We start from the raw sequence: 11,500 nt of genomic DNA, 5'->3' as shown, positions 1-11,500 counted from the left end.
CCCCTCGCCCCCTCGTCCCCTCGCCGCCTCGCCGAGGCCGGACGAGCGGCCGGTTCCGCGACACATATCTACAGTGCGTTGAATAACAAATACGCATCGTGAAGACTGGCGCTCGAGGCGGCCCGCCGCCGGCCGGTCGCTCGGACCGGCCCCCCAGGAGGCGCGACACGCACATGGCATCCACCCCTCGGCCGACGGCCGTGCGTGCCGCCGCGTCGGCGCGGCCGCGATGACCCGTTCCGAGGCGCCAGCCAGACTGTCGCGGGCGACGATCCCGGTGCTCGCAGGTAATGCCGGCACCCTGATTCTGGGCACGGCCACCGGTGCCCTGGCCGCCCGGGCGCTGGGGCCCACCGGCCGCGGCGAGCTGCTCACCCTGCAGACCTGGGCCGGCATGCTCGCGATGGTGCTCAGCCTCGGGGTCTCCCAGGCGCTGGTCACCGACGACGGGGACGACGACGGCCTGCTCGGCCCCCTGCTGGCGCACGCGGGCGCCGTGGCGGCGGCGGGCGGCGCCCTGTTCGCCGCCACCGCGGCCGGCGCGGTCGTGCGCCGCGGCGACGTTCACTGGGACGCCGTCGCGGTGATCGGTGCGACCTGCTTCGCCGCCGCCACGGTAGTCGGATCGAACGCGGCGGGACTCGCCCAGCGCCGCGGGCGGATGGGCGGGGAGTTCCAGCTCGTGCGGCTGGTCCCGGCGGCGGCAACGCTCGGCGCGTTCGTCCTGTTCGCCGCGAGCGGGGTGCGCGACCCCGGCCACTGGATGGTGGCGCTGGCACTCACGGCACTGCTGCCCCCGCTTGGTTACCACCTGATCGTGCTGCGTCCCGAGAGGACCGGCGCCACCGAGCGGCGCCCGCGGGTCGGCGCGCTGCTGCCGCGACGCGCCTTCGTCCGCTGCGCGCTGGGGGCCTACGGCACGGTCGTCGGCGCCCAGCTCATCTACAAGCTCGACATGCTGCTCGTCGCGACCTTCCGGCCGGCCCACGAGGTGGCGTTCTACGGGGTGGCGCTCGCCTTCGCCACCGCCTGCGCGACCATCTGCCAGGCGACGGGCATGGTCGTGTTCAGCCGGCTGCGCTCCATGGTCGACCCGCGCGCGCGGGCCCGCACGGTGCGCCGGGCGGTGCTGGCCACGCTCGCGATCGCCGGGACGGTCGCCGCGCCGGTCGCGCTGCTCGCCCCGCTGGGCATCCGGGTGGTGTACGGCGCCGACTTCGCCCCGGCGGTCACGACCACCCGGATCCTCGTCCTCGCCGCCATCCCCCAGTCGGTCGACTACCTGCTCATCCACGTGCTGCTCGGGTTCCGTTCGGCGCGCACGGTGCTCGCCGTACAGGTGCCGGTCGCGCTGGCGACCGTGCTGGGGCTCGTCGTCGCGCTGCACCACGGGGAGTTGCCGGGGGTGGCCGCCGTCTCCGGCGCCACCTACACCGCCTCCGCCGCCGCTCTCTACGTCGCCTGCACCCGCCTGTTCGCCCGCAGCACCCCGGCTGACCCCGCAGGTCACGCGCACGCCGCGATCCCCATGCCGCGCACCGCGACCGAATCCACCGCCGAATCCACCGCCGATCTCTCCCCCCTTCAGGAGCGACGATGACCACGACGCCGACCGTCACCCGCGAGGACCTGCCCGAAACCACGGCGCGGTACCTCGACCTCCTCCGGTCCACCCTGACCTTCTCGCTGTGGGACGGCGAGGACGGCAGCGTGTGGGAGGCCCGCGGCGGTGCCCGGCGCATCCTGGCCCGGGCCGCCGAGCGCCAGGGAGTGGAGATCGTGAAGAGAGCCTCACCCGACGCCCGCGGCGACGGGCGGGACTGGCCGAGACTCGCGCACACGATGACCGGCGAACGCCGGATGCGCAACCTCCAGGAGTGCGCCGAGCAGGTGATCCGCGACCACGTCCCCGGTGACCTCATCGAGACCGGCGTCTGGCGGGGCGGGGCCTGCATCCTGATGCGCGGGGTGCTGGCGGCCTACGGGGTCAGCGACCGCACGGTGTGGGTCGCCGACTCGTTCACCGGGCTGCCGGTGCCCGACCCGCGTTACGCCGCCGACGCCGGTGACCGCCACCACGAGCACTCCGCCCTCGCCGTCTCCGTCGACCAGGTGCAGGAAAACTTCCGCCGCTACGGCCTGCTCGACGACCAGGTCCGCTTCCTGCCGGGATGGTTCCGCGACACGCTGCCCGGCGCGCCGATTGAACGCCTGGCGCTGCTGCGCCTCGACGGTGACATGTACGAGAGCACCATCGACGCGCTCGGCGCGCTGTACCCGAAGCTGTCCCCCGGCGGCTACTGCATCGTCGACGACTACGGGGCGGTTCCCGGTTGCCGGGCGGCCGTGGATGACTACCGGGCCGCCCACGGCGTGTCCGAACCGATCCACCAGGTGGACTGGACGGGCGTGTACTGGCGCCGGGCCAGCGCGTCCCAACCGGCATGACCGGCACCGCCTGGCCCGGCAACGCTGCCCGGCCGAACGTGCCCGGCGAGCCGACCGAGCAGCATCGGCCGTGGACGGTGCTGCTGGTCTGCACCGGCAATCTCTGCCGCTCGCCGCTGGCCGAGCACCTTGCGGCCGTCCATTTCAGCGCTGTCGCCGCGGCGCCCGTGTTCCACAGCGCCGGATTGCTGGCGAAGCGGGCGACACCGATGCACCCGCACGCCGCGGCACTGCTGCACGGGCGGGGCGTCGACCCCACGGCGTTTCGCACCCGGCCGCTGACCGAGAAGCTGGTCGACGCCAGCGACCTGATCCTGGGCGCGGCCCGGGAGCACCGCTCGGCGGTGGTCGCCCTCGCACCACGCGCCCTGCGCCGGACCTTCACCGTGCGCGAGTTCGGCCGGCTGACCTCCGGGGTGCGCCTCGCGGACCTCCCGCCGGGTGAGCCGCGGCTGGCCGGGGAGTATCTGACCGCCGCCGCCTGGCGCGCGCGGGGCGCGGGCCACGCCGTGCCGGCCTCGTCCGACAACCTGACCGATCCGCTCGAAGGCGGTCGGGAGGCGTTCGAGGCCTGCGTCCGGATGATCGACGAGGCGCTGTCGGGCCCGATGGCGTTGCTCGCCAGGGCATCCCTCGTCCAGCCGGCCGGCCGAGCATCAGCGGCGGGATGAGGATCCTCATCGCGGACCGCTGGGTCGACGGCTACCTCGACGAGACCCCGACTGCCGGGCAGGTCCGCGTCCGGCCGTCCGTCTGGATCACCCTGGTACCGGTGGACGGCCAGTACTTCGTGCGGTCAGGCAGCTCCCGGGCGCTGGTCGCCTACACCCGCGAGTTCGGGGCCCGGGCCGTCGCCCGCAAGACCGTCAGCCGGCTGCGGGAACGCGACCGCAACCGGCGGTACGTGGGGGTCGGGCTGGGCACGGTCGAACCGGACCGGTCCCCGGCGGACGTGCCTGCCACGGACGTGCCTGCCACGGACGTGCCTGCGGCCGGCTCACCCGTCGCCTTCGTCGCGCCCTGCCACCCGGCGTGTATGGAGCGGGTCGTCGTGCACCGTAACCTGGTCCGTCCGGTTCACGGGGTCGACATCCCCCAGCCGGTCGGGCCCGGCCGGGCCGGGATCGTCAGCCGGGCGCGGCCGGCGACCTCGCCGCCGACGGTCGACGACGCGCTGATCGGCTGGACGCCGATGACCGGGATCACCCTGGACCCGGCAGCCGTCGACCGGCTCGTGGCCTGGCTGGCGGTCGAGTGGCGCGGAACCCGGCCGGACGACCGGCTGCTCGCCGGCGCCAGCCCGATCGCGACGAGCACACGGCGGCGCCCGACGGCCAGCGCCGGGCGCCCCACCGCGGCGCTGTTCGGGCTCGGCCACTACGCCAAGACCCAGATCGTCCCGCACATCGGCGAGCACCTCGACCTGATCCGGGTGCACGAGATAGATCCCGTGCAGATCGGCGCCCGGCGCACGGACCGCTGGTCGTGGGACACCTCGCCGCTGCCGGCCGACGACGAGCCGGCGGACGTCGCGCTGATCGCCGGCTACCACCACACCCACGCGCCGCTGGCCCGCGCGGCGCTGCGCCGCGGTTCGGCGGCCGTCGTCGAGAAGCCCGTGGTGACCACCGAGGAGGACCTCGAGGAGCTGACGAAGCTCATCGACGGCGGTGGGCGCCTGTTCGCCTGCTTCCAGCGCCGCCACTCGCCGATGAACGCCTGGCTGCGCGATGATCTGCGCCTCGACGGAACGCACGAGCCGATGGTCTACAGCGCGGTGGTGTACGAGGAACCGCTGCCCGCCCGGCACTGGTACCGCTGGCCGGCCTCACGTACCAGGCTGGTGAGCAACGGCTGCCACTGGATCGACCACTTCCTGTGGCTCAACGACTTCGCCCCGGTGCGCCGGGCCACCGTCGCCTCCGCCCGCACAGGCACCTTCACCGTGTATGTCGAACTCGCGAACGACGCGATCCTCTCCCTCGTGCTGACCAGCACCGGCGGCAGCCGCTACGGCCTGCGTGAGCACACCGAGCTGCGGGCGAACGGGGTGACCGCGACCATCGTCGACGGCGCCCGCTATACCGCCGAGTCGGGTTCGCGGATCCTGCGCCGCCGTCGCGTCAACCGGCTCGACAGCTACCCGGCGATGTACCGCGGGATCTGCGCGCGGCTCGTCGCGGGAGGCCCGGGCGAGAGCGCGCAGGAGATCAGGGCGGTCGCCGAGCTGACGCTGCGTCTGGACGCGGCGGCGGCCCGGCAGGGGCCGGCCTCCTGAGCGGACGCCTCAGGAGGCCGCGAGGTCGGTCTGCACCCGGTAGCCGGCCGTCCGCCAGGCCGCGGCGGGCGCCGGGGTGCCGCGCAGGCCGGGCGGCCACTGACCCGGGCGCGGCACCGGAGCGGTGGCCGACGGTGGCGCGGCCAACGCCGGGATGGCGGCCGCGGCAGCACCCGGCGCAACGCCCGCGCCGACCAGGACACCGGCCGCCGCCGTCCCGGAACCGGGGGGGACGGTGAGCCTGGCAGCCCACTCCCGCAGCCAGCCGACGACCCGGTCGCCCGCCATCGGCCCGGCGACGAAGTAGCCCTGTACCTCGTCGCACTGCCAGTCCGCAAGCGCCTGCCAGGACCGCTGGGTCTCCACCCCCTCGGCGACGATGCGCATCCGCAGCGCGTGGGCGAGCGAGACCGTGGAGCGCACGATCTCCACCGCCGCGGGGTCGCGGTCAAGATCGCGCAGGAACGTGCGGTCCAGCTTCACCTCGTCCGCCGGCAGTTCGCGCAGGTAGGTCAGCGAGCAGAAACCGGTGCCGTAGTCGTCCAGGCTGACCCGCACGCCGAGGCTGCGCAGCCCCGTGAGCGTGTGCCGGGCCGCCTCCCGGGCTTCGATGAGGCTGTCCTCGGTGACTTCGATGACCAGCGCCGACGGCGGGAGCCGGTGGCGGGCGAGCGCCGCGCGCACCACGCCGAGGAAGGCGCGGTCGACGATGACCGACGCCGGCACGTTGACCGAGACGGTGAGCGGTGCTCCCCCGGCGTGCCAGCCGGCGCAGGCGGTCAGCGCCTGATCGAGGACGTACACGGTGAGTTTCGGCATGAGCCCCGCGCGGTCGAGCTCGGCGAGGAACACGTCGGGTGGGCGCACCCCGTCAACCGGATGGCGCCAGCGGACGAGCGCCTCGACCCCGCTGATCCGGCCGCTGCGCAGGTCGGCCTTCGGCTGGTAGCTCAGCTCGAGCTGGCCGCAGTCCAGGGCCTGGCGTATCTCGGCGCGCAGCAGCAGCCGCGCGCGGTTGATCGGAGGGTGCGCGCGGGCGTAGACCGACTGCCCGCACCGGGACCGTTTGGCGTCGTGCATCGCCTCCTCGGCATGGCGGAACAGCTCCAGCGCCGCCCTGCCGTGCTCGGGCGAGCAGGCGATCCCGATGCTCGCGTCGGGCCGGACCGGAGCGCCGGCGAGCAGGACCGGCGGCTCGAGGGCCTCCCGCAGGACGGTCGCGAGCCGCTCGGCGGACTCGACGCCGCCACGCAGCAGCACCGCGAAGGCGTCGCCGTCGACCCGCGCGAGCAGGGTCGAGCCGGGCAGGGCGGCGAGCAGGCGCCGGCCCACCGTGACGAGCAGGCGGTCGCCCTGATCGTGGCCGAGGGCACCGTTGACGTCGCGCATCCGGTCGAGGTCGAGAAGCAGGACCGCGACCGGCGTCACGGCGCGCACCCGGTGGCCACCGCCCAGGCTCCGGCCAACAGCGTCGAGAAAGTGCCGGCGGTCGGCGAGCCCGGTCAGTTCGTCGCCGGCCCAGCGCCGCCGCCGAGCCCGCCAGGGGGCCCACCCGGTGCCGGCGGGCTCGCGAGCGATCCCCGGCCGCGCCACGGGGATGAGGACCGCGGCGACCGCCGTGACCGCCGTGACCGCGGCGAGGGAGATCACGACCGCGCCGGCGCGGCCCCCAGCATCGCCGGCGGAGCCGGGTAATCCCGGCGGGCGCACGAACCCGACCGCGAGCGCCAGCACGATCAGCAGGAGCACGATCAGCAGGAGGAGAACGACCACCGCCGGTCGGGCGATGCCGCCGGCGCCGGGTGCCGCTCCATCCGGCGGGCGGCGTGACGATCCGCAGCCGTCGGGTTCAGACGCCTCACCGCCGGGGCAAAGCGCCGAACCACGCCGTATCCGATCCGGCCATTTCATCGAATTCCCCCGAAGCCGATCCCGCAATGCCCTTGCGCCGCCGACCCGGCCGACGGTCGGCCACGCCCATCCCCGCGCTATCCGAGCGTAACGTGGCCCAGTTCGCAGGGTATCCGATGCCCGACTTTCCGGCGGCATCGGCTCAGCCGTCCGGTCTCGCCCGACCCGCTCCCGCGGAGGAGCTCGGCCTAATCACCGCCGAAGGCGTCACCGAATTCCACTCCGTTACCGGCGGGACCACACCGTGGCCATTTCGGTTAATCCGCTGGTCCGACGATGGAGGAGCGGACTGCCGACAGATCCACCCAATCAGTCACCCAGAGTAACTCGACCATTCGGCAACACAGTCTCTACCGCGGGGAAGACCACGAACATCAACAAGGCGACAACAGCAAGCACAGCAACGGCTGCGAGGGTCAGTCGGAGTCGAGGTGAACCGGGCAGGTGACGGTAGAGCCACGCGTACATCACTCACTCCCCCCTGGGCGCCGGGGGCACCCCAGCGGACTTCGCGGCGGTGTCGACCAACTCGCCGTACACGATGAGCCGATGGCTCGCCGAAAACTTCGGATGACAGGTGGTCAAGGTGATCAGGTCCTTGGTCGGCACCACTCCTGGCCGCTTGGGGACCGGATAGGTGACATCCACCCGGTTTGGCGTCACGACCTCGGAGCCGGTGACCCGGTAGGTGTAGTAGCGGTCCCGCACCTCGACGACGAGGGGATCGCCAACCTTCAATTCATCAAGACGACTAAACGGCTTTCCATACGTCGTTCGATGCCCCGAAACGACGAAGTTGCCGAGCTGACCGGGCATGGCCGTGCCCGGAATATGTCCTGGTCCGCGACGCAGATCGGCAGCGGCGACGCCCTCCACGACGACCGGGGAATAGTCCCGGCCAAACCGCGGCACCCGCAGGATCGCCAGCCCGTCACCGAGGTCGACCGGCGGCGGCGGAGCCGGCCGAGCCCGCTGTCCGACGGGTGCCCGCGGCGCCGGCGGCCGCTGCCAGGCCTGGTCGAGCTGATGATGCAGGCGGTTCTGGGTCCGCGCGGCGAACAGGTCGGTGACCCACAGCTGGTAGGCGAGGAACAGCGCGACGACCATCCCGGCAGTGATCAGCAGCTCACCGAGCCCACGGGCCAGCCGGCCGGCCAGTATCCGTCGCCGCCCGCCGACGGGGGCGGGCTCACCGACCGACGGCGGGTTCTCGACGAGCAGCGTGGGCGCATCGACCTCCGGATCGGGGGGCCGGCCGGGTTCGGGTATCCCGTCCGCCGCCGGGCCGCTCGACGCGGTTCCCTGCTCGCCTTCGGCCGCCGGGACCGAGGATGCACCAGCCACGTCATCACTCTATGACAGTGCTCGACTACTTCTAGTAATCATATGGCGTACTCGACGGTCGCACCCCCCGGCAGGCCGACACCTCCACCTTGCCTTACAGCGCGACATAGGTCTGTTACTCTCAGCACCCGATCGGCGGTGCCAGCGCGCAACCGCCAGGATTCACGCTCCGCTCGACCGAGGCAGGGGGCCCGATGAAGATCGTGGCGGTCATCGTCCACTGGGGTCCGCACCAGCCCACCGTCGAACTCGCGGAGCGCCTGGATGCGAGCCCGTCGATCACCCAGGTCACCGTCGTGGCCAATGACGGTTCGACCCGGCCGACGGAGCTGGCGACCTCCGTGACGTGGATCCAGCCGCCGCGCAACCTCGGCTTCGGCAGCGCCTTCGCGCTCGCCAGTCAGGACTATCCGGCGGGCGGCGCCTACCTGCTGGTCAACAACGACATCCGGATCGACGAGGCGACGATCCGAGCGTGCCTGGACCTGCTGGCCGGCACCAACATCGGGGTCGTCGCCCCCACCCTGATCAACAGCGACGGTCTGCAGTCGGGTTCCGCGAGGCTGAGCCCGGTCCTCGTCGCGCCGCGGGCCCGACGCCCCCCCGATGACCGGCCCTGCGAGGCCGACTGGGTCACCGGCGCGGTGATGTTCATCAAGGCCGAATGCCTGCGGCGGGTCCCGTTCGACGGCCGCTACTTCCTCGGCTTCGAGGACGTCGACTTCTGCTACCGGGTCCGGGAGGCGGGATGGAGCGTCGTGCTCAGCCCGCTGCGAGCCTGGCACACCGGCAGTACCACGATCCCCCACCGCGGCAACGCCTACTACATCGTGCGCAACCGGCTGTGGTTCACCCGCATCCGCGGCTGGCGGCTGCGCACGGTGCTGATCGCGGCCACCACCGCGGCCGTCGTCCTGCCCCGCAGCGTGGTGCTGGACCTGCTGCGCAGGCGCGGACTCGAAACATCGGCGCTGGTCCGCCACGGTCTGCTCGACGGCCTCGGTCCCCTGCCGCCCTTCGGCGACCCGAGGGCTGACGAGCCGCGCGCGGCCCACTGGACGGCATGGCGGTAGCCGGACCGTACGTCCCCCACCCGCCGGGGACGCTGCCCGCGCTGGGCGCCCCGCCGCTCGTGTTCGCGGCGGTCGCCGCCGGGCTGCCCGGCGACTGGTGCGTCGCCCTCGCCGTGGCTGGTGCGGTCGCCGCCCGACGCGCGTTGTCCCGGTTCAGCGCCGCCTACCTGGCCATGGTGGTGCTCTGTCTCGTTCTCGCCGGGCGGCTGGCACCGGCCCACGACGTCCTGCTGCCGAACACCAAGGTGATCGACGGTGGCCGGGCCGACACCTGCGCGGCCCTGTGGATCGCCGCGGTCGTGCTGGCCGCCGGCCTCGGACTCCGGCACCGGTCGACAGCCGGGCCCGGGCCCACACCGGCGGCGAGCCTGCGGATGGCGCTCGGTGCGATGGCGGTCTCGGCGGTAGGCCTGGCTTTCGAGGTGCTCCTGATCGCCGCCGGCTCGGTCGGGGTGGCGAGCCAGGTCAGCGGAGGCGGCAGCGGCGGCGGATACGTCGGGCTGTTCGGCGCCCTCGGGCCCGTCCTCGCCGCCGCGGCCGTCGTCGTCCTGCACCGCACCGAAGCGCCGCCGGCCGCCACCGTCGCCGCCACCGGCCTGTTCGGGCTGCACCTGCTCACGCTGCCGTTCACCGGCTTCCGCGGCGCGGCGCCGGTGATGTGCCTGGCAGTCGTGATCGCCGCAGGGCACAGGGCGATCCCGGCCGGCTCGGGCCCCCCCGGGCCCGCCGCGGTGGACCGCCCGGCGAGCCCGGCGCGCAGCCGGCGGGACAGGCGCCCGCTCGCCCGGCGCCCCGCACGCCACCCGGCGCCGCTGGTGCTGCTCGGCGCCGCGGGTGTCGCCCTGTTCCTGCTCGGGTCGTCCGTGCGCGCCACGATCAGCGCCGAACACGGCCAGCACGGCCCGGCGCAGGTCTCGTTGGGCCAGACACCGGAAACGATCATCCGCCGGCTGGACTACCGCCCGTACCTGCTGCGGGCGCTCGACCAGCGCCACGATCCGGATGCCCGCCAGGCGGTCGCTCTCTCCGACCAGGCCGCCAGCGCCGCGCCCCGGTTCCTCTACCCGAACAAGCCGCCGGTCGACTACGGCCACGCCGTGAGCTACGCGGTCTTCGAGCTTCCGCGCGACGTGCCCACCTTCTCGACCATCACCGCCTTCGGTGACGCGGTGCTCAACCTCGGGCTGGGCGGAGCGACCCTGCTCATCTGCGGCTGGGTGCTCGCCCTCGACGCCTGCTACCGGCGATGTGCCGCGACGACGGTACCCATGGTGGCGATCCGCATCCTGCTCATCCAGGTGGCGCTCGACGTCGGCACTCCGCCCGTGCTCGCCACCGTGACGCTGGTGCGGTCCGTCGCGATGCTGGGCGTCGTCCTGGTCGCGATCCGGGTGGCGACGGATCTGCTGCCGCGGCGCTCCCCGCGCCACCCGACCGTCGCGCGCCTGGGTCGGTCGGCTCCGCGCAGCCGACCGACTACGGGTCGCCAGCGGCCTACGTAGCTTGCCCGTCCCGCCCTCGCGGGCGCCGGGGCGGTGTCCGTGAGCCGGCCCCGGCCTCGGCGCTGACCCACGGGATGCCCGTCGGTGGCCGGGACGACCCCGGGCTCTGCGCCGGCACGGCCACGGGGGCCGGGGCGGCGAGGAACAGCGCCTGCCACGCGAACATGTTCGGCCACCGGGCGAGCACCCGGCGGTCGGCGCCGCGCGTCAGCCCACGCGGCAGCACCTCGCGGCTTCGCCACCACGGCAGGCCACCGGTCGTCGAGTCGGCGACAAGGCGCAGACCGTTGTCCGCCAGCAGGCGTCGCGCCGAGTCCACCGTGTAGAAGCGCAGGTGGGTGGAGTCCATGAGCCCGGTCTCGGTGTACTCGAAGCGCCCGAGCAGGAACTGCGCGCGCTGCCGATAGTGCAGCACGTTGGGCAGCGCCACCAGGACGCGCCCGGCTGGGGCGACGACCCGGCGGGCCTCCGCCAGCAGCGGCGCGGGCTCGGCCAGGTGTTCCAGGATGTGGGAGAGCAGGACGAGCTGGTAGCTGCCGTCCGGTGCGAAGGACAGCCCGTCGTTGAGATCGGCGACTTCGACACGTTCGCACTCCACGCCCGCGGCCGCACCCTCCGAGGGGTCGATCGTCACACCGGTGACGCGCCAGCCCCGGGCCCGCAGCAGCCGGGCGTTGTCCCCCGCCCCGCAGCCGCAGTCGAGCGCCCGCCCGGGCCGGATGTCGATCAGATCGAGCAGGTCGGGATTGCCGCCATTGCGATACCGCAGATCGAGTTCCATGTACGACTCCTTTCGCCGCCGACACGGCACGTGTCCTCGACCCCAGAAACAAGGCCCGATATTCACATAGAGTAACGCCGGTGTGACGAATAATCGTCGACGTCGTGCCAGGACCACCGCCGGCCCCGTGTCGGCCGCGAAGGAGCCTCTGATGGAATCGGGC

At 73.4% G+C, this 11,500-nt stretch carries 9 protein-coding genes; 6 read left to right on the top strand and 3 right to left on the bottom strand.

Features of this window, described 5'->3' with window-relative positions; all coding sequences use genetic code 11:
* Positions 1-277: 277 nt before the first annotated feature.
* The 4 genes from NBZ83_RS24080 to NBZ83_RS24065 are packed head-to-tail and all read left to right on the top strand — an operon-like array spanning position 278 to position 4,726.
* On the top strand, positions 278-1,600 hold the full coding sequence (locus tag NBZ83_RS24080; RefSeq protein ID WP_261575855.1) for a lipopolysaccharide biosynthesis protein: 1,323 nt from the start codon (positions 278-280) through the stop codon (positions 1,598-1,600).
* On the top strand, positions 1,597-2,448 hold the full coding sequence (locus NBZ83_RS24075) for a TylF/MycF family methyltransferase (protein ID WP_261567627.1): 852 nt from the start codon (positions 1,597-1,599) through the stop codon (positions 2,446-2,448). The genes NBZ83_RS24080 and NBZ83_RS24075 overlap by 4 nt, the downstream gene beginning before the upstream one ends.
* Entirely contained in the window at positions 2,445-3,119 is a 675-nt protein-coding gene (locus NBZ83_RS24070) for an arsenate reductase/protein-tyrosine-phosphatase family protein (RefSeq protein ID WP_261575854.1), read from the top strand. The genes NBZ83_RS24075 and NBZ83_RS24070 overlap by 4 nt, the downstream gene beginning before the upstream one ends.
* On the top strand, positions 3,116-4,726 hold the full coding sequence (locus tag NBZ83_RS24065; protein WP_261567625.1) for a Gfo/Idh/MocA family protein: 1,611 nt from the start codon (positions 3,116-3,118) through the stop codon (positions 4,724-4,726). The genes NBZ83_RS24070 and NBZ83_RS24065 overlap by 4 nt, the downstream gene beginning before the upstream one ends.
* Before the next feature lie 9 nt (positions 4,727-4,735).
* On the opposite strand, the gene NBZ83_RS24060 is transcribed toward NBZ83_RS24065, so the two are convergent.
* Both NBZ83_RS24060 and NBZ83_RS24055 read right to left on the bottom strand, forming a co-directional pair.
* Positions 4,736-6,499, bottom strand: coding sequence for a putative bifunctional diguanylate cyclase/phosphodiesterase (locus tag NBZ83_RS24060; protein ID WP_308203823.1), 1,764 nt, complete (start codon positions 6,497-6,499; stop codon positions 4,736-4,738).
* Positions 6,500-7,108: 609 nt separating this feature from the next.
* Positions 7,109-7,981 (bottom strand): class E sortase, encoded by an 873-nt coding sequence (locus tag NBZ83_RS24055; protein WP_261575852.1) that lies wholly within the window; start codon positions 7,979-7,981, stop codon positions 7,109-7,111.
* Between the two features lie 194 nt (positions 7,982-8,175).
* Between NBZ83_RS24055 and NBZ83_RS24050 the strand changes: the two genes are divergently transcribed.
* Both NBZ83_RS24050 and NBZ83_RS24045 read left to right on the top strand, forming a co-directional pair.
* On the top strand, positions 8,176-9,054 hold the full coding sequence (locus NBZ83_RS24050; protein ID WP_261567622.1) for a glycosyltransferase family 2 protein: 879 nt from the start codon (positions 8,176-8,178) through the stop codon (positions 9,052-9,054).
* A complete protein-coding gene (locus tag NBZ83_RS24045; protein WP_261575851.1) occupies positions 9,045-10,556 on the top strand; it encodes a hypothetical protein in 1,512 nt (503 codons plus the stop codon). Before NBZ83_RS24050 ends, NBZ83_RS24045 begins: the two co-directional genes overlap by 10 nt.
* On the opposite strand, the gene NBZ83_RS24040 is transcribed toward NBZ83_RS24045, so the two are convergent.
* The gene (locus tag NBZ83_RS24040; RefSeq protein WP_261567620.1) at positions 10,549-11,337 is read right to left on the bottom strand and encodes a class I SAM-dependent methyltransferase; all 789 of its coding nucleotides are present in this window, start codon (positions 11,335-11,337) and stop codon (positions 10,549-10,551) included. The genes NBZ83_RS24045 and NBZ83_RS24040 overlap by 8 nt on opposite strands.
* Positions 11,338-11,500 lie beyond the last annotated feature (163 nt).

It is taken from the genome of Frankia gtarii (assembly GCF_025403375.1).
Lineage (GTDB): Bacteria > Actinomycetota > Actinomycetes > Frankiales > Frankiaceae > Frankia > Frankia gtarii.
This window is presented reverse-complemented; position numbering and strand designations above follow the sequence as displayed.